20 protein-coding genes are annotated in these 22,892 nt (G+C 64.0%); 9 read left to right on the top strand and 11 right to left on the bottom strand.

The window, feature by feature from the left end; genetic code table 11:
• Nucleotides 1-4: 4 nt before the first annotated feature.
• Together dprA and RBA40_RS17625 are read right to left on the bottom strand one after the other, a co-directional pair.
• The gene (gene dprA / locus RBA40_RS17630; protein ID WP_306649083.1) at nucleotides 5-1,135 is read right to left on the bottom strand and encodes a DNA-processing protein DprA; all 1,131 of its coding nucleotides are present in this window, start codon (nucleotides 1,133-1,135) and stop codon (nucleotides 5-7) included.
• 7 nt (nucleotides 1,136-1,142) lie between these two features.
• A complete protein-coding gene (locus RBA40_RS17625) occupies nucleotides 1,143-2,246 on the bottom strand; it encodes a LysM peptidoglycan-binding domain-containing protein (RefSeq protein ID WP_306649082.1) in 1,104 nt (367 codons plus the stop codon).
• A gap of 282 nt (nucleotides 2,247-2,528) precedes the next feature.
• Between RBA40_RS17625 and def the strand changes: the two genes are divergently transcribed.
• A complete protein-coding gene (gene def, locus RBA40_RS17620; RefSeq protein ID WP_306649081.1) occupies nucleotides 2,529-3,071 on the top strand; it encodes a peptide deformylase in 543 nt (180 codons plus the stop codon).
• Nucleotides 3,072-3,302: 231 nt separating this feature from the next.
• Nucleotides 3,303-4,259: a methionyl-tRNA formyltransferase gene (gene fmt / locus RBA40_RS17615; protein WP_306649080.1), complete on the top strand. Its 957-nt coding sequence runs from the start codon at nucleotides 3,303-3,305 to the stop codon at nucleotides 4,257-4,259.
• 14 nt (nucleotides 4,260-4,273) lie between these two features.
• On the opposite strand, the gene RBA40_RS17610 is transcribed toward fmt, so the two are convergent.
• A complete protein-coding gene (locus RBA40_RS17610; protein ID WP_306623704.1) occupies nucleotides 4,274-4,510 on the bottom strand; it encodes a BrnA antitoxin family protein in 237 nt (78 codons plus the stop codon).
• A gap of 261 nt (nucleotides 4,511-4,771) precedes the next feature.
• On the opposite strand from RBA40_RS17610, the gene metH reads away from it, so the two are divergent.
• Nucleotides 4,772-8,530, top strand: coding sequence for a methionine synthase (gene metH / locus RBA40_RS17605; protein WP_306649186.1), 3,759 nt, complete (start codon nucleotides 4,772-4,774; stop codon nucleotides 8,528-8,530).
• A gap of 301 nt (nucleotides 8,531-8,831) precedes the next feature.
• Nucleotides 8,832-9,200 (top strand): SPW repeat protein, encoded by a 369-nt coding sequence (locus tag RBA40_RS17600; RefSeq protein ID WP_306649079.1) that lies wholly within the window; start codon nucleotides 8,832-8,834, stop codon nucleotides 9,198-9,200.
• A 101-nt stretch (nucleotides 9,201-9,301) separates the two neighbouring features.
• Here RBA40_RS17600 and RBA40_RS17595 read toward each other — a convergent pair whose 3' ends face one another.
• The 8 genes from RBA40_RS17595 to rsmB all read right to left on the bottom strand — a co-directional run bounded on the left by RBA40_RS17595 (nucleotide 9,302) and on the right by rsmB (nucleotide 17,588).
• The gene (locus RBA40_RS17595) at nucleotides 9,302-10,576 is read right to left on the bottom strand and encodes an EAL and HDOD domain-containing protein (protein ID WP_306649078.1); all 1,275 of its coding nucleotides are present in this window, start codon (nucleotides 10,574-10,576) and stop codon (nucleotides 9,302-9,304) included.
• 70 nt (nucleotides 10,577-10,646) lie between these two features.
• Nucleotides 10,647-11,420 (bottom strand): class II glutamine amidotransferase, encoded by a 774-nt coding sequence (locus RBA40_RS17590; protein ID WP_306623707.1) that lies wholly within the window; start codon nucleotides 11,418-11,420, stop codon nucleotides 10,647-10,649.
• A 331-nt stretch (nucleotides 11,421-11,751) separates the two neighbouring features.
• A complete protein-coding gene (locus tag RBA40_RS17585) occupies nucleotides 11,752-12,009 on the bottom strand; it encodes a BTH_I0359 family protein (RefSeq protein WP_054266260.1) in 258 nt (85 codons plus the stop codon).
• A 69-nt stretch (nucleotides 12,010-12,078) separates the two neighbouring features.
• Entirely contained in the window at nucleotides 12,079-12,459 is a 381-nt protein-coding gene (locus RBA40_RS17580) for a P-loop NTPase family protein (RefSeq protein WP_306649077.1), read from the bottom strand.
• Nucleotides 12,456-13,175, bottom strand: coding sequence for a response regulator (locus RBA40_RS17575; RefSeq protein ID WP_099874245.1), 720 nt, complete (start codon nucleotides 13,173-13,175; stop codon nucleotides 12,456-12,458). Before RBA40_RS17575 ends, RBA40_RS17580 begins: the two co-directional genes overlap by 4 nt.
• An 83-nt stretch (nucleotides 13,176-13,258) precedes the next feature.
• Entirely contained in the window at nucleotides 13,259-15,544 is a 2,286-nt protein-coding gene (locus RBA40_RS17570; protein ID WP_306649076.1) for a sensor histidine kinase, read from the bottom strand.
• A 3-nt stretch (nucleotides 15,545-15,547) separates the two neighbouring features.
• Nucleotides 15,548-16,078 carry a DUF4390 domain-containing protein gene (locus tag RBA40_RS17565; RefSeq protein WP_306649075.1) on the bottom strand — a complete coding sequence of 177 codons (531 nt, stop codon included), beginning with the start codon at nucleotides 16,076-16,078 and terminating at the stop codon, nucleotides 15,548-15,550.
• Between the two features lie 88 nt (nucleotides 16,079-16,166).
• On the bottom strand, nucleotides 16,167-17,588 hold the full coding sequence (gene rsmB / locus RBA40_RS17560; RefSeq protein WP_306649074.1) for a 16S rRNA (cytosine(967)-C(5))-methyltransferase RsmB: 1,422 nt from the start codon (nucleotides 17,586-17,588) through the stop codon (nucleotides 16,167-16,169).
• Between the two features lie 585 nt (nucleotides 17,589-18,173).
• On the opposite strand from rsmB, the gene argS reads away from it, so the two are divergent.
• The 5 genes from argS to RBA40_RS17535 are packed head-to-tail and all read left to right on the top strand — an operon-like array spanning nucleotide 18,174 to nucleotide 22,891.
• On the top strand, nucleotides 18,174-19,886 hold the full coding sequence (gene argS, locus RBA40_RS17555) for an arginine--tRNA ligase (RefSeq protein ID WP_306649073.1): 1,713 nt from the start codon (nucleotides 18,174-18,176) through the stop codon (nucleotides 19,884-19,886).
• Between the two features lie 24 nt (nucleotides 19,887-19,910).
• Nucleotides 19,911-20,594: an SPOR domain-containing protein gene (locus RBA40_RS17550; protein ID WP_306649072.1), complete on the top strand. Its 684-nt coding sequence runs from the start codon at nucleotides 19,911-19,913 to the stop codon at nucleotides 20,592-20,594.
• Between the two features lie 23 nt (nucleotides 20,595-20,617).
• On the top strand, nucleotides 20,618-21,286 hold the full coding sequence (locus tag RBA40_RS17545) for a thiol:disulfide interchange protein DsbA/DsbL (protein ID WP_306649071.1): 669 nt from the start codon (nucleotides 20,618-20,620) through the stop codon (nucleotides 21,284-21,286).
• Between the two features lie 19 nt (nucleotides 21,287-21,305).
• Nucleotides 21,306-22,079 carry an SDR family oxidoreductase gene (locus RBA40_RS17540; protein ID WP_306649070.1) on the top strand — a complete coding sequence of 258 codons (774 nt, stop codon included), beginning with the start codon at nucleotides 21,306-21,308 and terminating at the stop codon, nucleotides 22,077-22,079.
• Between the two features lie 32 nt (nucleotides 22,080-22,111).
• Nucleotides 22,112-22,891, top strand: a complete 780-nt coding sequence (locus tag RBA40_RS17535; RefSeq protein ID WP_306649185.1) for a biotin--[acetyl-CoA-carboxylase] ligase — start codon at nucleotides 22,112-22,114, stop codon at nucleotides 22,889-22,891.
• Nucleotide 22,892: the final 1 nt, after the last annotated feature.

The following is a 22,892-nucleotide window of genomic DNA, read 5'->3' as shown; positions in this document are numbered from 1 at the left end:
TTTCTTAGCGCTTTACGCGCTGGAACAATCCGCCCGGCAATCGTTCAAGATGACCGGCAAGTTCCAGTGCCAGCAGCTGGCCCGCCAGCGTGCCCGGGTCGCTGCCGGTCAGCGCGGCCAGTGCATCGGCGCCGCTCGGTTCGTACGCCAGCGCGTCGAGCAGCGCCAGCTGGCCGGCGTCGCGGATGGCCGTCTCCGGCGCCGCCACCTCCAGGGTGGCCAGCGGCGCGACCTGCAATGGAATCAGGATGTCGTCGACGCAGTCGACCAGGGTGGCGCCGTCGCGGATCAGGCTATGGCAGCCCTTGGACAGCGGAGAATGGATCGAACCGGGAATGGCGAACACGTCGCGCCCCTGCTCGGCCGCCAGCCTGGCGGTGATCAGCGAACCCGAGCCGGCGGCGGCCTCGACCACCAGCACGGCGCAGCACATGCCGCTGATCAGGCGATTTCGGCGCGGGAAGTTGCCGGGCGAAGGGCCGGTGCCGAGTGGGTACTCACTGACGATGCAACCTTCTTCGGCGATGCGTCTGGCCAGCTCTTCATTGCGGCGCGGATAAATGCGGTCGGCCCCGGTGCCGGTCACGGCCACGGTCGAGCCCGGACCGCGCAAGCCGCCATCATGGGCGGCGGCATCGATGCCCAGCGCCAGCCCGGACACGATGGTCAAGCCGGCGCCGCTGAGCGCACTGGCGAAGGCGCGCGCATTGGCCGCGCCCTGCCCGGTGGCATTGCGGCTGCCGACCACGGCCACCGCCGGCGCCGACAGCAGCGCGACGCGGCCGGCGGCGTACAGCAGCAGCGGCGGCATGGCCAGTTCACGCAGCAGCGGCGGGAAAGCGGGATCGTCGGGCGTGAGAAGATGGTGACCGGGCTGGGCCAGCCAGTCCCGCACGGTGTCGAGGTAGGCGGCGCAAGCGTCCGGCATGGGCGCGCACAGGGCGCGCGCAACGCTGTCGGAGACAAGCTCGCGCAAGGAAAGATGGGAGGCGGAAAAGATGGACTGCGGGGTGCCGAAGCGGGAAAGCAGGCGCTGCGCCGTACCGGGCCCCACGCCCGGGGTCTGCTCCAGGCGTACCCAGGCAGCCAGGCGTTCGGCCTGGCTGACGGGGTTGGCGGGGTCCGTGTCTTGCACGGCGGTTTTACTCCGGTGATCTGGCCACGTCGCCGACTTCCACCGGCTCGGTTACCTGCATGATCAAGCCGTACGAGACGCGCTTGAACGTGCGGAAGATGAACAGGGTGCCGGACTGTTCGTCAGGCAGCTTGATCGTCGGTTTCGTGGTACGAAGGATGCCCGTTTTTGCGGCACCCGGGTCGACCACACGTTTGCCCAGATTGTACAGCTGGAGAACGGTGCCGACATCGACGCCGTCAAGCGTGCCGCGGTTAATGCTGACCACCTGGTTCTGGCCGGCATGGGTCACGCCCGAATACACGCCCATGACGCGCGCTTCGACCTTTTGATCGGGCGGGTGTGGCATGTAGTTGCGCATGACGGTCGGCGGCGCCGGAATCAGCAGGTCGCCCACGCCGATTTCCTGCTTGGACGTGGCTACCATGAAGGTGTGCACATCGACGCCTGGCTTGGCTTCGGCAAACAGCTTGGCCGTGCCCAGGTACACCGCTTCATAAGCGATCAGCTTGCCGTTTTCCGGATCCTTGAGCGGAGTGCCCGGACGGAACACCTGGAACGAGCTGCCACCCTTGAGGTTGCCGCGAACGTAGATCTTGTCGTCCTTGCCGAGGTAGACGTGGCCTTCCTGGGCTGCGGCGATGCGCGGCGAGCCTTTCAGTTCGTCGGCCTCGACGATCAGGGGCTGCGACAGGAACGGCTCGATCACGCCCGACGGAATGGCCTGGATCGCATCCTTGCCCAAGCCTTCGGTACGCACCTGGGGCGACAGGCGCAGCACGCCATTCGCGCTGCCCGAGCCATCGCCGCTACCCGGACGGGACAGCGACAAGCGGTTGTTCTTGCGGTCGAAGTAGATCACCTGCCCCGGATAAATCCAGTGCGGGTTGCGGATCTCTTCCTTGTTCAGTCCCCATACCTGGGGCCAGCACCATGGGTGCTCCAGAAACTTGCCGGAAATATCCCACAAGGTGTCGCCCTTGACCACCAGATGCTGGTCAGGGGCATTGGGCCGGAATTCGCAGGTGGCCGCTTGGGTCGGGGCTGCGAGCAGTCCCGCAAAAAGCGCCACAACCGCTACGCGGACGCCGACTGTGCTAAAATTTTTCATTGAGATGTCCGTAAAGTGCGGCATTAACACGGAATTGCTAGCTGGACACGTCACCTTGCCAGCCACAGCGCAAGAGACAGCGCGATTTAACGCTACCCTATCGACGATATCGATGATAAGGCTTGCCGAACTGGATCAAATTCTGCACATAAATCCTTGAACTAGCAAGAAAAACCATGCTCAACCCGGTTGTGGGTCTGTTGTGTTTTTGTTGTGTTTTAGAATCTTATGCGTATGAGCACTTGAAATTATCACCGAATTGTTATCGAAATTACTAGACCTATGGCAATACTGAATATTCTCCGCTACCCTGACGCGCGCCTCCACAAGGTTGCCAAGCCGGTCACCGAATTCGGCGAGCGCATCACCAAACTGGTAGCCGACATGGCCGAGACCATGTACGACGCGCCCGGCGTGGGCCTGGCCGCGAGCCAGATTGACGTGCATGAGCAACTGATCATCGTCGATACGTCCGAGACCAAGGACGACCTGCGCGTGTTCATCAATCCCAAGATCGTTTGGGCAAGCGCTGAAAAGCAAGTCTACGATGAAGGCTGCCTGTCGGTGCCAGGCATCTACGACGGTGTGGAGCGCCCTGCCCAGATCAAGGTCAGCGCGCTCGATGCCGAAGGCAAGCCGTTCGAGCTGAGCGCGGATGGCCTGATGGCTGTATGCATCCAGCACGAAATGGACCATTTGATGGGCAAGGTGTTCGTGGAATACCTGTCGCCGCTCAAGCGCAACCGGATCAAGGCCAAGATGCTCAAGGAAGAGCGCGGGATGGAACGCGAAGCGGCGCTGCGGGCAGCGGGTCGCCGGCATTGATTGCAGGCTGTCGGTTGCCTGTTGGTACGTTGTTAGTACGCACTTGATAGACCGATAGTCATCCACCGTAGCCCGTCACACGGCCGTCGCACTTAAAACCGTCGTTCCCGCCTTCGCGGGAACGACGGCTTTTAGCGTTGCAGCAGGTTTTTTAGCGTTGCTGCCTGTTAATAGCGTTGCGCTCCACATACAGTCGGTTTGTACTTTGAACTGTTTTAACCCGGGAATCCCATGAAAATCATCTTTGCCGGCACGCCGGAGTTCGCCGCCGTCGCCCTCCAGGCCCTCCATGTTGCCGGCTTCGAGATTCCACTCGTCCTTACCCAGCCCGACCGCCCCGCCGGCCGCGGCATGCAGCTGCATGCCTCCGCCGTCAAGCAATTCGCCCTGGCCCACGACATCGAGGTCCTGCAGCCGCTCTCCCTGCGCCTCGACAGCAAGGACCCCGAACGCGCCGCCCAGGCCGCCGCGGCCCACGCGCGCCTGCTGGCCACCGACTACGACGTGATGGTGGTCGCCGCCTACGGCCTGATCCTGCCGCGCAGCACCCTCGACATCAAGCCCTGCATCAACATCCACGGCTCCCTGCTGCCGCGCTGGCGCGGCGCCGCGCCGATCCACCGCGCCATCGAAACGGGCGACCTTGAGACTGGCGTGACCATCATGGAAATGGAAGAAGGTCTCGACACCGGACCCATGCTGCTCATGGAACGGGTGCCGATCTTGCCGGGCGACACCACCGCCAGCCTGCACGACACCCTGGCGGCCCTGGGCGCACGCATGATCGTGGACGCCCTGCGCGCGCGCGCGGCCGGCGCCATGCACCCGGTGCCCCAGCCCGAGGCGGGCGTGACCTACGCGGCCAAGATCAGCAAGGAGGAAGCCGCGCTCGACTTTTCCCTGTCCTCGGCCGAACTGGGCCGCAAGATCCGCGCCTTCAACCCCTTCCCCGGCGCCCACGCCGAGGTCAATGGCGTGGTCATCAAGATCTGGGGCGCCGAAGCGCTCGACGCCGGCAGCGACGCCGCTCCCGGCCAGATCCTGGCCGCCGATGCCCAGCACGGCATCGTCGTCGCCTGCAAACATGGCACCTTGCGCCTGACGGAACTGCAAAAACCCGGCGGCAAGCGTCTGCCTGCGGCCGAGTTTCTCAAGGGATTCCCTCTGGAAGGGCTCAGCCTCGACTGAGTCCTTGCGCCAGCTTACTGAGCCGCGTCGCGCTCAGCCTGCTGCGCTTCCATATGTTCACGCAGGATCTGGTTGATGCGGGTCTGGTAGCCTGGACCGGCGGCCTTGAACCATTTCAGCATGTCGACGTCGAGGCGGATCGTGACGATCTGCTTGAGCGGCGCGGCAACTGGTGGGCGCTGCACGGTGCTGGCGTCACCCTGCTGCATGGATACTGGCTCGGACCAGCTGGTTTGAAAATCATCGTTCATTTATGTATTCCCCGTAAAGACGCACTGCGGCGTCATCGGAGCGATTGTCGTTTGCCCATGTAACGTAAAGATTGCAGACACGCTACATTTTGTATCATCTTGTATCAAGCCGGTATTTAAATACAAAACGATACAAAGCGAACTGATCATTAAGCCTCTGGAAAACCAAAAGGGCACGATGACGTATAATTTTAGACCCGGTCCCGGCCGGCTCCTGACCCGCCCAACGAAAGCACACCCATGACTACCGCCCATCCCGCCATGTCCAAGACTGAAACCCGGCTGCGCGACATCCTGTCGCGCCGGATCATGATTCTCGATGGCGCGATGGGCACCATCATCCAGCAGTACAAACTCGATGAAACGGCCTACCGCGGCGGTCCCGATGGCCGCTTCGCCAGCTTCGCCGCCCCGGCCGGGAGCGGCGCGCGCGAGCTGTTCGTCAAGGGTAACAATGAATTGCTGACCCTGACCCAGCCGCACATCATCCAGGAAATCCACGAGCGCTACCTGGCCGCCGGCGCCGACCTGATCGAAACGAACACCTTCGGCGCCACCACCATCGCCCAGGACGACTATCACATGGGCCACCTGGCCCGCGAGATGAACGTGGCCGCCGCCAAACTGGCGCGCGCCGCCTGCGACAAGTACAGCACCCCGGACAAGCCGCGTTTCGTCGCCGGCGCGCTCGGACCGACCCCGAAAACGGCCTCGATCTCGCCCGACGTGAACGACCCGGCCGCGCGCAACGTGACGTTCGACCAGCTGGTAGCAAGCTACCACCAGCAGGTGGGCGGCCTGGTCGAAGGCGGCTCCGACGTGCTGCTGGTCGAAACCATCTTCGATACCCTCAACTGCAAGGCGGCGCTGTTCGCGATCGACCTGTATTTCACCGAACACCCGGCCATCGAACGCTTGCCGATCATGATTTCCGGGACCGTCACCGATGCCTCGGGGCGCATCTTGTCGGGCCAGACCGTGCCCGCCTTCTGGAACTCGGTGCGCCACGCCAAGCCGCTCACCATTGGCCTGAACTGCGCGCTGGGCGCGGCCCTGATGCGCCCCTACGCCGAAGAACTGTCGCAGATCGCCGACACGTTCGTGTGCATCTACCCGAACGCCGGCCTGCCCAACCCGATGAGCGACACCGGCTTCGACGAACTGCCGGCCGACACCTCGTCGCTGCTGCGCGAATTTGCCGACAGCGGCTTTATCAACATCGCCGGCGGCTGCTGCGGCACCACGCCGGACCACATCAAGGCCATTGCCGACATGCTGGCCACCACCGCGCCACGCGCGATCCCCCAGATCCCGGTGGCGCAGCGCCTGTCGGGCCTCGAACCGTTCACCATCGACGAGAACTCTCTTTTCGTGAACGTCGGCGAGCGCACCAACGTGACCGGCTCGAAAGCCTTCGCGCGCATGATTTTGAACGAGCAGTACGACGAAGCGCTGTCGGTGGCGCGCCAGCAGGTGGAAAACGGCGCCCAGGTCATCGACATCAACATGGACGAGGCGATGCTCGACTCGAAGGCGGCGATGGAGCGCTTCCTGAACCTGATCGCCTCCGAGCCCGACATTTCACGCGTGCCGATCATGATCGACTCGTCCAAGTGGTCGGTGATCGAAGCGGGCCTCAAATGCGTGCAGGGCAAGGCCATTGTCAATTCCATCTCGATGAAGGAAGGCGAGGAAGAATTCATCCGCCAGGCGCGCCTGTGCCGCCGCTACGGCGCGGCCGTGATCGTGATGGCCTTCGATGAACAGGGCCAGGCCGACACCTTCGCGCGCAAGACCGACATCTGCGCGCGCGCCTACAAGGTACTGACCGAGCAGGTGGGCTTCCCGCCGGAAGACATCATCTTCGACCCGAACATCTTTGCGATTGCCACCGGCATCGAAGAGCACAATAACTACGCGGTCGACTTCATCAACGCCACGCGCTGGATCAAGGACAACCTGCCGCACGCAAAAATTTCGGGCGGCGTCTCGAACGTGTCGTTCAGCTTCCGCGGCAACGACCCGGCGCGCGAAGCGATTCACACCGTGTTCCTGTACCACGCCATCAAGGCCGGCATGACCATGGGGATCGTCAACGCCGGCATGATGGGCGTGTACGACGACATCGCCCCCGAGCTGCGCGAGCGCGTGGAAGACGTGGTGCTCAACCGCCGGCTTGATTCCACCGAACGCATGATCGAGATTGCCGGCACCTTGAAAGCCGGCGACAAGCAGGACGTGCAGACCCTGGCCTGGCGCGAAGGCACGGTGCAGCAGCGCCTCTCGCACGCGCTGGTGCACGGCATCACCCAGTGGATCGTCGAAGACACCGAGGAAGCGCGCCAGGAACTGCTGCACAACGGCGGGCGCCCGATCCACGTGATCGAAGGCCCGCTGATGGACGGCATGAACGTGGTCGGCGACCTGTTCGGCCAAGGGAAGATGTTCCTGCCGCAGGTGGTCAAGTCGGCGCGCGTGATGAAGCAAGCCGTGGCCCACCTGATTCCCTTCATCGAAGAAGAAAAACTGCTCGAAGAAAAACGCACCGGCATCGTCGCCAAACCGAAGGGCAAGATCGTCATCGCCACCGTCAAGGGCGATGTGCACGACATCGGCAAGAACATCGTCTCGGTGGTCCTGCAGTGTAATAACTTCGAGGTCGTGAACATGGGCGTGATGGTTCCCTGCTCCGAGATCCTGGCGCGCGCCAAGGTCGAAAACGCCGACATGATCGGCCTGTCGGGCCTGATCACGCCGTCGTTGGAAGAGATGGCGCACGTGGCCAAGGAAATGCAGCGCGACCCGCACTTCCGCATGCTCAAGATCCCGCTGCTGATCGGCGGCGCCACCACCAGCCGCGCCCACACGGCGGTGAAGATCGCCCATAACTACGAAGGTCCGGTGGTGTACGTGCCGGACGCATCGCGTTCGGTGTCGGTCGCGCAGTCGCTGCTCACGCCCGAAAGCCGCGACCAGTACATCGAAGACATCGCCCAGGATTATGTGCGCATCCGCGAGCAGCACGCCAACAAGAAAGCGCTGCCGATCTTGCCCCTTAGCGCCGCGCGCGCCAACAAGATGGCCCTGGCGTTCGAGCCGGTGCGGCCGAAATTCATCGGCCGGCGCGAATTCAAGAATGTCGACCTGGGCACGCTGGCCAGGTATATCGACTGGGGTCCGTTCTTCCAGACCTGGGACCTGGCAGGCCCCTTCCCCGCGATCCTGACCGACGAGGTAGTCGGCGAAGCGGCGTCCAAGGTCTTCGAGGAAGGCCAGGCACTGCTCAAGAAAATTATCGAAGGACGCTGGCTGACCGCCAATGGCGTCATTTCGCTGCTGCCGGCCAATAGCGTGAACGACGACGATATCGAGGTCTATACCGACGACACGCGCGCCACCGTGGCATTCACGTATTACGGCTTGCGCCAGCAGGGCGTCAAGCCGCTGGTCGATGGCGTGCAGCGGCCGAACCAGTGCCTGGCCGATTTTATCGCGCCAAAAGCGTCGGGCATCAAGGATTATATCGGCATGTTTGCGGTGACCAGCGGGCTGGGAATCGAAAAGTACGAAAAGCGCTTTGAAGATGCGCACGACGATTATTCGTCGATCATGCTCAAGTCGCTGGCCGACCGCCTGGCCGAAGCGTTCGCCGAATATATGCACGAACGGGTGCGTACCGATTTGTGGGGCTATGCGGCGGGCGAGAATCTGTCGAATGAAGACATGATCGCCGAGCGTTATGCCGGTATTCGTCCGGCGCCCGGTTATCCGGCGTGCCCGGAGCATACGGTGAAAGCCGATATGTTCAAGGTATTACAGGCGCAGGACATCGGCATGGAACTGACCGAGTCGTTTGCCATGTTCCCGGGCGCGGCGGTATCGGGATTCTATTTCGCCCATCCGGAAGCGAAGTATTTCGTGGTCGGAAAGATCGGCGAAGACCAGTTGAACGATATGGCCAAGCGGCGCGCGGTGGCGAAAGAAGACCTGGAACGCTGGCTGGCGCCAAATTTGTCGTAAAACGCGCCGCCCTCCACCTTGTCGTAAAGCGCAGCGCCCTCCACCGTCGTTCCCGCGCCAAGGCGGCACTCGGCGGGAACCCAAGTTTGTTGATCCGCTCGTGACTGCCGTACGAACGTGGGGGACGCATGGGTCCCCGCCGAGTGCCGCCTTGGCGCGGGGAGTCGTTTCTGCCGATGGCAGAACGACATGGCGTGAACTTTTCCGCGTTTTTTCTGCCTAACTCTCTGTCAGCCGGGGAGTATCGGCGCATCCCCCTGTTCACGCTTTTCCGCGCCGCACATCGCGTTCAGGAGGCAATATGAAAATCCAACGCTCCGCCAGGCGGTGGCAGGATCAGGCGATCCTGCTGCTCGGTCTCTGGCTGTTCGTCTCACCCTGGGTGCTGGCCTACCCCGCCGACACCCCGCAGGCCATGAATGCCTGGATCGCGGGCGCGGTCATCGCCGTGCTCGCCGCGTTCGATCTGTACAAAACCTACGTCTGGGCCGTCGTCGTCAACCTGCTGGCGGGCGTGTGGGTGGCCGTATCGCCATGGATTCCGGCCGTGGCAGACCGCGGGCCCATGATGAACAACAGCCTCATCGTGGGCATCGCCGTCATCATCCTGGCCTTGTGGGAGTTGCGCAGCGATCCTGACCTGCACAAGCAATGGGCGGGCGGCACATAGCCAGCGCCACGCGCAGCAGGGCCCGCCGGCAACCCGGCGCCCCTGCCCGCGCTTGAGCCTGTTGCGGCAGATGAAAGCTGCTGCATCTGCCGCAACAGGCGCTAAATGGCGAAACGCACCACCTTGTCGCTCCACTCGAAGGCCGCTACTTCCAGCTCGATCAGTTCTTCGCTGGAAATAGCCAGTTCGCGCAATGCGGGCAGCACCTGGTCGTCGGATTCTTCCATGCGCTCGATGCACTCGGCCAGGTGCAGCAGGTCGCCGAAAAATCCCGTGCGCTGCAGCAGCGCGTGCGCCACCTCGTCGATGACGGGAATCTGCTCGACGATGACTGTCATCGGCATGCCGAACAGGGCATCCATCAGCGACATGATGCCGACCGTGAAGGCGATTTCGGCCACGTTGCGCTGGCCCGGGCGCAAGCGTTGCGCCAGCAGTTCGAGCAAGCGGCCGCGCGTGGTGGCCAGCAGCAGCAGGGGCGACATGCTGTTGCCGCGGCGCGTCGGTTCGGCGTACAGCATGATCTGCAGCCAGCGCTGCAACTGGCGGCGGCCGAGGATGGTCACCGCCTGGCTGATCGAATCGATGCGGTGGCGCATGCCGATCGCCGGGGTGTTGACCAGCCGCAGCAAATTGAAGGCCAGGGTCACATCGCGCTTGACGGCGCGTTCGATCTCGATATTCTCGGCATCCGACGTGACCAGGCTCATCAGTTCAAGGACTGTCAGCTGCGACGGCGACAGCTTGCGCCCGCTGATCACGGCCGGCCTGGCGAAATAGTAACCCTGGAAATAGTCAAAGCCCAGATCGAGGCAGGCATCGAATTCCTCGCGCGTTTCGACCTTTTCGGCGATCAGCTTCTTGTTCTGGCGCTTGAAGCGTGGCGCCAGGGTCGTCAGCGACGACAGCGGCAGGGAACGCACGTCGAGCTTGACGTACTCGACCATCGGCAACAGCAGTTGCACGTCGGGGGCGTCGACGCGCACGTCGTCAAGCGCAAAGCGGAAGCCATGCGCGCTCAGGTCGGCAATGCGGTCGAGCACCGATGTGGTGACCACCATGCTCTCGACAATTTCCAGCACCACTCGCTCGCGCGGCAGGAACACGAAAATGTCGCTCATCAGCACTTCGGCATCCACATTCAGAAAGCCGAGCGCGTCGCCAATGACTTTTTCCAGCCCCAGCTGGGCGGTGTGGGCAATGACCGTGGCGGTGGCGGCCACATCGCTGTCGATCTGGGCCGTCTCGCCTGGAGCGTTGCGAAAAAGCATTTCGTAACCGTACAGCCCTTGCTGACGGTCGAGGATAGGCTGGCGCCCCAGATAAAAATCCCGCACTGGCATCTGCTGCGCCATTAGGTCGGAGTCGTGGCTCATCTGTCCTGTAAATATGGATAATAACAGCCGGTAATGTAACCTAATTAATACCAGTGCGTGGAGGAAATACTTAACGCTCTTGTATTGACATCCCATCCACAAACACTTTGAATTCGCCGGGCGCGAAGGCGGTCCATTTTTCGTTGGTGGTCAGGGGTTCGGTGACGATAATGGCTACCCGATCTTCCGGTGTGGTGACTTGAGAAAAATCAACACTCACATCTTCGTCGGACAGGCTGGCCGTGACAAAGGGGTGCTGGCGCACTACGTAATGCAGCTTGGTCGAGCAATGGACGAACAGGGCCGAGCCGTCCGACAGCATCAGGTTGAAAGTGCCATGCACGGCAACGGCGGCCACCAGTTCCTTGAGCGCGGCGCGCAGCAAGGACAAAGCCGGCGGCGTGTCGCCGAAGCGGTTGCGCAATTCCTGCAGCAGGAAACAGAAAGCTTTTTCGCTGTCGGTGCTGCCGACCGGGCGATACGGGCCGTTCAGGGTCGGCGCGAACTCCTTGAGGTCGCCATTGTGGGCAAACACCCAGTAGCGGCCCCACAATTCGCGCACGAAGGGATGGCAGTTTTCCAGCGCCACATGGCCCTGGGTTGCCTTGCGAATATGGGCGATGACGTTTTTCGACTTGATGGGATAGCGCTTGATCAGTTCGGCAACAGGCGATTCGACGGCCGCCTGGTGATCGACGAAGTGGCGCACGCCGGCGCCCTCGAAGAAGGCGATGCCCCAGCCATCGTGGTGGGTATCGGTGCGGCCGCCGCGCATGGCGAAGCCGGTAAAGCTAAAAACAATGTCGGTAGGGACATTGCAGTTCATTCCGAGGAGTTGGCACATGACGCCAGAATACCATGTTCGGGTGGCACTCCGAGGCTTGCCGATGCCTGCGGCGGGAGCGCGGCGGCACCGGCAATCCGGCTTGGCTGCCGGCATGTACCGTGATGCGCCCGATCCGGGTTTGTCTGTGCGCTGCGCGTGCCTTGGCACTATGGACGCGGCCAGCGGCGCGAAGGAGGCGTATCGATGCGTACCGATACGATATGCCGATGCATTTCCCTGTTCTTGCATTCCCGCGCAAGACAGCCTGCCCGGCGCGGGAACTGATTTCTGCCGGTAACAGCGCCGCGGTAGCGAGACCGCCAGCTACTGTCCCAGCACCTGCAGAATATTAGTGCAACAACACCGGTTGGCTCATCAGCGAGTCGTACGAACCGAGGAAATCATCGATTTCTTCCATGGTTGGTTCGCTGGCGATCAGGTTGTTGACGTCGCGCCTGAATGATTGCGCAAGTTTGCCGCCGATAAATGCTTCACGGCGTCCGGATTTGTCGACGATTTCATATCCGCCGAAGCGCAAGGCTTCGAGATTGTGATCGACGCCGAACTCGACCACGCTGTACTGTTCACTGTTGTAGATCATGTTCATTATTGCTCCTTCGCTCGATCAGACGTTCCACTGTGCTCATCAGGGCAGGTGGGGCTATGCGGACCGATTTCAAGTGTGCAGGTCCGCTGTCAGTTCCAACAGCTGATCGTATGGCGAGTCTTGCAGCCACGATCTCAACTGATCAAGGTGGTCCGTGGCGGCCAGCCCGATGAACAGCCGATCGGGGCGCAGACGCAGGATCCGATTTAATGTTACACGTAAAACGAGATTGCCGGTGCAGCAAAGGCAGCCGGGCGCGATCCGGTGCACTTGCAGGTCTGGGGAGGGGGATAGCAGGGTCTGGCCGGATGGCAACCCTTCGAGCAGCACGGCGCACAGGCCGGCAGCGGACGATGCGGCAAGGCGCGCCGCGATGGCGGCCTCGCGCTGCGGCGCCGAGCCGCCCGTGACCAGGGTCAGGGCAGCCCTGCGCGCAGGCGCCGCGGTCATCCGTTCTTTTTAGCCAGCTTGCCCGGCTCGACGCCGAGTTGCTTGAGCTTGCGGTACAGGTGGGTGCGTTCGAGCCCGGTTTTTTCGGCCACGCGGGTCATGCTGCCGCCCTCGCGTCCCAGATGATGCTCAAAATACATGCGTTCGAAGGCGTCGCGCGCCTCGCGCAGCGGCAGGTCGAAACTGAGGTTGAAGCCATGCCCTTCCCCGTTCGGCAAGCCGCCCATGCGCGGCGCGATGGCCGATTGCGGGGTTTGCGCCGAAAACATGGCCGACGCCGTCAACGGGCTTTCCTCGGGCTGGGGCGTGAGCATGGGGCGCGGCGCGATCACCGGCGCGCGCACCACTTCCTGGGCCCGGGTGAGGCCCTGCTGCACCGCCTTGAGCAGTTTTTGCAGCGCGATCGGCTTCTCGAGGAAGTTGAGCGCGCCGATCCGGGTTGCCTCGACCGCGGTATCGATGGTCGCGTGTCCCGACATCATGATGACCGGCATGGTCAGCAAGCCGTCGCGCTGCCACTCCTTGAGCAGGGTGACGCCGTCGGTATCGGGCATCCAGATATCCAGAAGCACCAGGTCCGGTGCCCCGGCCGCGCGCGCGTCACGGGCCTGCTGCGCGTTTTCGGCGAGCGTGATCGCATGGCCTTCATCGCCCAAAATTTCCGAGAGTAACTCGCGGATGCCCATTTCATCATCAACTACGAGAATGTTTGCCATGTGTTTGCCTTCCTCTTTTTGCCCGCTCCAATGGCATGCAGCGCATACCGCTCACAGCCGCGATTTTATTCTTAGTTCAACGCTTACGCCACAACGCTGGCCGGTGCTAACTTTAACAGTAAAATCAACACCGACGCGCCAGTTCCGTCACTGCGGTTCTGTATCTCGATCTTGCCGCCGTGTTCATCGACGATTTTCTTCACCATCGGCAGTCCCAGCCCGGTCCCGCGCACCTTCGAGGTGACATACGGCTCGAATGCGCGCGACAGGATTTTAGGGGCGAATCCCGGCCCGTTATCGACAATCGACAGGCGCACCGCGGTTCCGGCCCCGTTCGCCCCCTGGTAATGAATCGCTTCGGTCGTGATATCGATGCGCGCCGCTGCCGCGTCAGGACCGCGCTCGCTCATCGCATCCTGCGCATTTTGCAGCAGATTGTGGATCACCTGGCGCAATTGGGTCGCATCGCCCATGACCGCCGGCAGGTTATCGGCAAGCTCAGCATGAATAATATCGCTTTCGTCGCCGGATAGGTACATATGCAGGATTTCGCCGACCAGGGCATTGAGATCGAGCTTGTCGAGCACCGCCGGCGGCGCCTTGGCATAGTCGCGGAAGTCGTCGACCATGCGCTTCATGGCGTCGACCTGGTTGACGATGGTCGCCGTGCCCTTGTTGAGCAGGTCGCGGTCGGTCCCTTGCAGGCGCGATTCGAGCTTCATCTGCATGCGCTCGGCCGACAGCTGGATCGGCGTGAGCGGATTTTTGATCTCGTGCGCCAGGCGCCGCGCCACTTCGCCCCAGGCCATCGAGCGCTGCGCCGAGATCACATCGGAAATATCGTCGAACACCACGATGTAGCCGCTGCCGGCGCCCACCGGCAGGCGCGAGCCGCGCGCCAGCAGGGTGATGTCATGGTCGTCGCTGGTGCCGAGCCGGCGCGGGATTTCGATCTGCTGCTGCCAGTGGGTCTGCTTGCGGGGCGAACCGGCCGCGCTCTGCGCGCTCTGGGTCGAAAACGCCTTGGCGATGGCTTGCGCGAACATTTCCAGCCCGTCGATGGCGGCCAGCGCCATGCCCATGTGGCCGGCCACGTCGTGCTGCAGGATGCGCTCGACCGCCTCGTTGGAACTGACCAGTTTCGAATCGGCGTCGAGCACGATCACGCCGGCCGACATGTTTTCCAGCACCGATTCGAGGTGCGCCTTGGCGCTCTGCAGGGCGGCCCGGTTGCGCTCGACCGCGCTGCGCGCCTCGAACAGCTGGCCGGTCATGGTGTTGAACGATTGCGTGAGCGTGCCCAATTCGTCGGAGGTGGCCACGATCGGGCGCGGCGACAGGTCGCCCTCGGCCACCGCGCGCGTGCCCTCGGCCAGCACCAGCAGCGGCTGCGCCAGTTTACCGGCGATCACGAACGCGCTGGCGATCGCCCCGAAGATCGCCAGCAGCAAGGTCAAGGTCAGCGTCTCGATATACATCTTGCGCAGGCCGGTGCGCGCCACGTAGCGCTCCTGGTACTCGCTGTAGGCGTTGCGCAGCACCTCGGCGTTGAGCGCCAGCTTGACCGGCACTGACTGCATCAGCTGCAGGAAGCGCGGCGCCGCGCCCGGCGGCTCGGGAATGGCCAGCACCACGCGCAGGCGCAGGCTGGTGGCGCCGTCGAGCGCATTGGCCGGCGGGCCGTGGTTGCCGTTGACATCCTTGAAATCGCGCTCCACCCCGCCCTCGGCCACCGAATACCCGCCCGGCATCACCGCCTGCAGCAGCATGGCGGGCGTGGGCAGATCGGCTTTCAGGTCGCGCCGTCCCTGGACCGCGCTGGTGATCATCCTGCCATCCTGGCCGATGACGACCGCGCTGAGCATGCCCTCCTGTTCCTGCACCAGGCGCGTGAGGATATCGTGCGACGCCACCACATCCTGGCCGGCGATGGTGGCCGCGCTGATCTCGCCGACGGCGCCCAGTTCGCTGCGCGCCTGGTCGAGCGCGGCCACGCCCAGGCTCACGCCCGATTCCAGCGCATCCTCGATCTTCACGTTGAACCAGGACTCGATCGAATTGGATACGAACTGCACCGACACCAGGAAGATGACCAGGCCGGGCAGGATGCCGATGCCGGCGAACAGGATCACCAGGCGCGCCATCAGGCGCGAGCCGAACTTGCCGCTCTTGTAGCGCGAATACAGGCGCGCCAGCGCCACCACCACGAATACCAGCAGCGCGCCGGCCACCGCCGCGTTCAGGCCGAGCAGCCAGGTGTAGTAACGGTCGAAGAAGCCGGAATTGTCGGACGCCGAGGCGAGCAGGAACAGCAGGATGCTGACGACAGCGGCGCCGACGATCACTGCATAGCGCAAGGCTTGATTCACCGCTTATTCCGCCGTGTAGGGGAAGGTTTTGTTCTTGGAAGCAAGGCGCCAGTCGGAATTGTTCAGCGCATTGACCTGCATCGGCTTGGGCAGCAGTTCGCGGTCCATGAACATGCGCAGGGTAACGTTGTAGGTCTCGCCGCGCTTGAGCGCCCCTTTCGGCGCGATCACCCAGCGGCTGGGACGGCGGATCAGCACCATCGCGTCCTCCAGGGTGAGAAAACTCTGCGCCATGCTGCCCAGTACCGACACGTGGTACTGGCGCGTGAGCACGTTGTACCAGATACGGATGGTCTGGCGCGCCGACACCGCCTTGTCGTCATACCAGTACCAGCGCGGGCGGGTCAGTTCGATTTCGGTGGTGAAGTACAGCTGCACGCCATGCTTGATGGCGTCTTCCAGCCCCTCGTTGAGCTCGAAGGCATAGCTGGCCGCCAGGCGGTAGCCATCGTCGGTCGCCTCGATATGCGCATGCGTGACGTCCACCACTCCCGCCGCCCACGCCGGCACGCACGCGTATACGGACGCGAACATCAGCAGCAGCTGGCAGGCGAGAAGGCGGAAAAATCGTAATGTCACAGGGGGGCCAGAGTTTTAAAAGTTCGCATAGTCGAAGGACCTGTTACGTCGCGTTTTTTTGAAACAGGGCGTAGAACAATCCGTCATGATCCTGCACGGCGGTACCGGTCGGAAGCAACTGTCCCGGCGCGGCGAGGCGGGTCGCATTGTGGCGCACCGCGAATGCGGCGGCCTGCGCCTCCGATTCCTGGGGCCAGAGCGAACATGTCACGAACAGCAATTTACCATTCGGGCGCAGCATCTGCCAAAGGTTGTCGAGAATTTTGGCCGAAAGTGTTGCAAGTTGGAGTGCATCGCCCTTGCGCCGCAGCCAGCGGATGTCGGGGTGGCGCCGCACGATGCCCGACGCCGTGCACGGCACGTCGGCCAGGATGCGGTCGAACTGCTGGCCGTCCCACCACACGCTGGTCTGCGCCTCGAACGCCTTGAGCGTCGCGCTCAAACCCAGGCGTTCCAGGTTTTCGCCCACGCGCTCAAGGCGCTTGGGGTCCGAATCGAGCGCGGTCAGCTCCAGCTGCGCCAGTTCCAGCAGATGGCACGTCTTGCCGCCGGGGGCGGCGCAGGCGTCCAGCACGCGCATGCCGTCCTGCACATCGAGCAGCGGCGCGGCCAGCTGCGCGCCGGCGTCCTGCACCGAGGCCAGGCCCTCGTCGAAACCGGGAATCAGGGCCACGCCCAGGGCCTTCTCGAGGCGCACCGCGGACGGGCCGATTTGCGTGGCCGCCATGCCGGCGTCGGCCAGCAACTGTATATATGCCTCGACCGTGGTCTTGCGCACGTTCACGCGCAAGGTCAACGGCGGCTGGGCGTTGCCGGCCGCGAGGATGGCTTGCCAGTTGGCCGGATAGGCGGCCTTGGCGGCGTCGATCCACCACTGCGGATAATTCCATTGCGCCACCGGCTGCATCAGCGCCGTCTTGAGCAGCTCCTCGCGTTCGCGCAGGAAGCGGCGCAGCACGGCGTTGACCATGCCCTTGGCGTGCGCCATGTCGGGGTGCGAACTGGCCACCGTGACGGCCTGGTCGACGACGGTAAATACTTCATACGGCGGCTCGGCGCCATCCGGGGTGTCGATCAGGGTCAGGGCGCAGCACAGCAGGCTGGCCAGCATCGGCGGCTCCGGCGCTTTTGATGTCATCAGGCCGAGCAGGGTCTCGCTGCGGCCGAGCTGGCGCATGGTGCGGTACGCGATATCCTGGATCGCCCCGCGCGCCTGGGGCGCGGCGGCGGTCACGCCGAATGCGGTCAGCAGCGCCTGCGGCAGGGCTGCGCCGCCGCGCACCTGGGCCACGGCATTGGCCGCGCCGAGCAGGCACAGCGCGAGCGAATCAGGCTTCAGATCGGGGCGATAGCCTGGCTGCAGCACGGGCTTGACCTCGAAACTGGCGCGCATGCGCGGCGCTGCCGGCTTGTCCGCTTTGGCTGCGGCGGGTTTGATGGAGAGCGTCGGACGCTTGTTAGTCATGGTCGGGTCGGCTTAGCGCTACTTTATAAAGGTGCAATTGTACCGGGTTAGCCCCCGCACAGGCTTAAACGATCCTTTATGACAACACATTCTTCCAACGTCCAACCTTGCAAAACCCGGGCCAGCCCCCGATCTCGCAACATCCCGTCCCGTTCAACACCATTTGGGTGGGAAAGTGACGTGGCCGATGGGCTGAAATCCTAGAACCGGGGTCAGAGCTTTCGTACAACCGGGGTCAGAGCTTTAATTAGAAACATTTTGCCTGTAATCACCGTTTCCACAGAGAGGAAGGCAGCTCCAGGCTGTTCTCGGGGCATGGCACTGTGCGTGCGCTGCTTGAGCGCATTCTTTGCGGACAAAGCGCTGATCAGCCGTATTTTTGTTGCTAGTCAGAGCTCTGACCCCGGTTAAGGAATTGTATTTTTGTTGCTAGTCAGAGCTCTGACCCCGGTTAAGGAATTTTTGAAGGAGGTGGCGGCGGCGATGGGCTGCGAGGGCGGACTCAGAGGGGCGGCAAACCAGTATAATTGAGCTACTATTGCCCGTGGCACTGCCACCGCTCGACTACTCTACAGATCACCGCTCATGCTCGCCTCACAAAAACAAGAAATCGTCGCCCTGTTCCAGGCCGCCCTCGCCCCTGTCCTCGACGGCACCGGCATCACGCCATCCGTCGTCCTCGAGCGCCCGCGCGATCCGTCGCACGGCGACATCGCCTGCAATATCGCCATGCAGCTGGCCAAGCAGCTCAAGATGAATCCGCGCGAACTGGCCCAGAAAATCGTCACCGGGCTGCTCGACAACCCGGCCGGCAAGGCCCTCATCGACAGCGCCGATATCGCCGGCCCCGGCTTCATCAACCTGCGCGTGGCCGCCGCCGCCAAGCAGTCGGTCGTCAAGACCATCCTCGCCGAAGGCCAGGCTTACGGCCGCAGCGACGCCGGCGCCGGCAAGAAAGTCATCCTCGAATTCGTCTCGGCCAATCCGACCGGCCCGCTGCACGTCGGCCACGGCCGCCAGGCCGCGCTGGGCGACGCATTGGCCGCGCTGTTCGATTCGCAAGGCTACGCCGTCACCCGCGAGTTCTATTACAACGACGCCGGCGTGCAGATCGCCACCCTGGCCAATTCGGTCCAGGCGCGCGCGCGCGGCTTCAAGCCGGACGACGCCGAATGGCCCGAGTCGGCCTACAACGGCGACTACATCGCCGATATCGCCGCCGATTACCTGGCCGGCAAAACCGTCTCGGCCAGCGACGGCTTGCCCGCCACCGCCAGCGGCAACGTCGACGATCTCGATTCGATCCGCCCGTTCGCCGTCACTTACCTGCGCAACGAACAGGATATCGACCTGCAAGCCTTTGGCGTGAAGTTCGATAACTACTACCTCGAGTCGTCCCTGTACGCCGACGGCAAGGTGGAAAAAGCCGTCGACGCGCTGATCAAGGCCGGCAAGACCTATGAGCTCGATGGCGCGCTGTGGCTGCGCACCACCGACTACGGCGACGACAAGGACCGCGTGATGCGCAAGTCCGAAGGCGGCTTCACCTACTTCGTGCCGGACGTGGCGTACCACATCGTCAAATGGCAGCGCGGCTTCACCCAGGCCATCAACATCCAGGGCAGCGACCACCACGGCACCATCGCACGCGTGCGCGCCGGCCTGCAGGCGGTCGGCCTGGAGATCCCGCAGGGCTACCCCGACTACGTGCTGCACAAGATGGTTACCGTGATGAAGGATGGCGAAGAGGTCAAGATCTCCAAGCGCGCCGGTTCCTACGTGACGGTGCGCGACCTGATCGAATGGTCGGGCAACGGCGACATCGACAAGGGCCGCGACGCGGTGCGCTTCTTCCTCATATCGCGCAAGGCCGATACCGAGTTCGTATTCGACGTCGACGTCGCCCTCAAGACCACCGACGAAAACCCAGTGCACTACGTGCATTACGCGCACGCCCGCATCTGCCGCGTACTCGACAAGTTCAGCGACGATCTGTCCTCGCTGTCGTCGGTCGACCTGGCGCCTCTGACCGCTCCCACTGAGATGGCCTTGTTGGCCAACCTGGCGGCCTATCCCGACATGCTGGCGCGCGCCCGCAGCGAGCTCGGTCCGCACCAGGTGGCCTTCTACCTGCGCGAGCTGGCGGCCGACCTGCACAGCTTCTACAACACCGAACGCGTGCTTGTCGAAGATAATGAGCCGCTCAAACTTGCCCGCATGGCGCTGATCGCCGCCACGCGCCAGGTGCTGCGCAACGGCCTGGCCCTGATCGGCGTGTCGGCGCCGGAAAAAATGTAACCGCTTCTTCGATTGAAAGCTCCAATGACACGCGATTCCCGCCCCCGGCTCAAACTACCGCTCAAGCACCAGCAAGGCAATACCCTCACCGGCATCGTCATCGGCCTGATCGTGGGCCTGGTGATCGCTGTCGCGGTCGCGCTGGCGATCACCAAGGGCGCCACGCCCTTTACCGATAAAACCGGCAAGGCCGGCAAGATGGGCGAGCCGACCGCCGGCCAGGCGGCCGATCCGAACAAGCCGCTGTACGGGAACAAGGAAGCGGCGCGCGCCGCCAACAAGCAGATCACCGACAAGCCCAAGGCCGCCACCCCGGCCGAAGCCGATCCGCTGGGCGCGGCCATCGCCAACATGAAGGAAAAGCCCGCCTTGGCGCCGGCACCGGCACCTGCACCGGCGCCAACCCAGGTCGCCGCAGCGCCATCGGCCCAGAATGTGACCCCGACCGCGGCGGCCGAACCGGCCGAGGAAAAGATCACCTACTACCTGCAGGCCGGCGCCTTCCGCGAAGTGGCCGACGCCGAGAACACCCGCGCCAAGCTCGCCCTGCTCGGCTTCGAGGCCGTCATCAGCGAGCGCGCCAACGACAGCGGCGTGCTGCACCGGGTACGCATCGGCCCCTACGGTCAGGTCGAGGCGATGAACAAGGCGCGCGCCAAGCTGGTCGACGCCGGCATCGACGTCGCCATCGTGCGCAACCAGAAATAACCCACGACACCACGGAAACCCGCATGCCCACTCTTTTCAAGATCATGCTCGCGCTGGCCCTGTGCGGCGCCGCTACCCACGCCACGGCCTCGCCCGAAGCGCCGGTCAGCGGCACCGACTACGTGACGCTGCCCGAGGCGCAAAACACCGACGCCGGCCAGAAAGTCGAAGTCACCGAATTTTTCGCCTACTACTGCCCTCACTGCGCCAGCTTCGAGCCGGCGCTGGCCGAGTGGGTGAAAAAGCAGGGCGACAAGATCGTCTTCAAGCGCGTCCACCTCGGCCACACGCCGGCCGTGGTGCCGCAGCAGCGCCTGTACTACACGCTCGAGTCGATGGGCCTGGTGCCGCAATACCACGCCAAGGTATTCGCCGCCTTGCACCAGCAGCACCAGCGCTTTGGCAACGATGAACAGGTGTTCGACTGGGCCGCCAGCGCCGGCATCGACCGGGCCAGATTCATCGATGTGTACCGCTCCTTCGGTATCCAGGCCAGGCTGTCGCGCGCCAACGGCATGGTGGCGTCGTACCAGATCAGAGAGTGGCCGCAGGTGGCCGTCGGCGGCAAGTACCTCACCTCGCCCCACCTGGCCGGCGCCAGCGCGAGCGCCGCCACCGAAGCGCAGCAACAGCAAATGGCGCTGCAAGTGATGGATCATCTGGTCGCCAAAGCGGCAGCGGAAAAGAAATAACCATGCCGGCGCGCGCCCAATGAACCGCGTGTTCATCACCGGCGCGTCGAGCGGGCTCGGTGCGGCGCTCGCGCGCGAGTACGCCGCGCGCGGCGCGACCGTCGGCCTGGTGGCCCGCCGCCGCGACGCGCTCGAGGCCCTGCGCGCGCAATTGCCCAATCCCGAACGCCATGCGGTGTATGCGCTCGACGTCACCGACCGCGCCGCGCTGGCGGCGGCCGCCCTTGACTTCATCGAACGCCTCGGCGGCGCCGATATCGTCATCGCCTGCGCCGGCATTTCGGTCGGCACCCTGACCGAATATGCCGAAGACATGCCGGTGTTCGACGCCATCCTGGCCACCAACGTGAGCGCCACCGTGGCCACCTTCGCGCCCTTCATCGCCACCATGAAAGCCCAGGCGACGCCGTGCCGCCTGGTCGGCATCGGCAGCGTGGCCGGCGTGCGCGGCCTGCCCGGCGCCGGCGCCTACAGCGCGTCCAAGGCGGCGCTGCGCTGCTATTGCGAGTCGCTGCGGCTCGAACTCAAGCCGCACGGCGTCAAGGTGGTGACCATCGCGCCCGGCTACATCGATACCCCCATGACCAGACACAACGCCTATCCGATGCCTTTCCTGATGTCGCCGCAGCGCTTTGCCGCCAGGGCCGTGCGCACCATCGACGCCGGCTCCAGGTACCGCGTCATCCCGTGGCAGATGGGGGTGGTGGCCAAGCTGCTGCGGCTGTTGCCCGATACCCTGTACGACCTGGCCTTCGTCAACGCGCCCCACAAGGCGCGCAAGGAAACCCCATGAGCCACGCCCTCGCCACCCCTTCCAGCCCGGGCATGGACGCCGCCACGGTCGCCCGCCACTACGGTGCGTTGGACCAGGCCGGCATCGATATCGAAGTCGTGGCCGAAACCGGATCGACCAACGCCGACCTGCTGGCGCGCGCCGCCGGCCTTGCGCGCCCCGTGCTGCGCGTGGCCGTGCACCAGACGGCCGGGCGCGGCCGCGCCGGGCGCAGCTGGCTGTCGGCGCCCGGTTCGGCCCTGACGTTTTCGCTGGCGTGGCATTTTGCCGGACCGCTGCGCGAGCTGGCCGGCCTGCCGCTGGCCGTCGGCGTGGCGCTGGCCGACGCCCTCGGCGCGCTCGGCGTGCCGGTCCAGCTCAAGTGGCCCAACGACGTGCTGCGCGACGGCGCCAAGCTGGCCGGCGTGCTGATCGAAACCCAGGCTGCGCCCGGCGGCGGCGTGTGGGCGGTGATCGGCGTCGGCCTCAATCTGCTCATGCCCGACGAAATGGAACAGCGCATCGGCCGCAGCGTGGCGGCCGCACCGTGGCTGGCGCAGATGGACCGCAATGCGCTCATGGCGCAGCTGCTCGGCGTGCTGGCGGCCAACCTCGGGCAGTTCGCGCACGGCGGCTTTGCGCCCTTCTGCGCACGCTGGAACCGCCTGCATGCTTACCATGGTCTGCCGGTCGTCATCATCGACCGCGGCGCCACCCTGCATGAAGGCGTGGCCGCCGGCGTCGACGACGGCGCGCGCCTGCTGCTCGACACGGCGGGCGGGCGCATCGCCATCGTCGCCGGCGACGTGTCGCTGCGCGTGCGGGAGCACTGAG

Source organism: Massilia pseudoviolaceinigra (assembly GCF_030846505.1).
GTDB classification, from domain to species: Bacteria; Pseudomonadota; Gammaproteobacteria; order Burkholderiales; family Burkholderiaceae_D; genus Telluria_A; species Telluria_A violaceinigra.
Note: the sequence above shows the minus strand (reverse complement) of the source record. Positions and strands in the feature narration are given on the sequence as shown.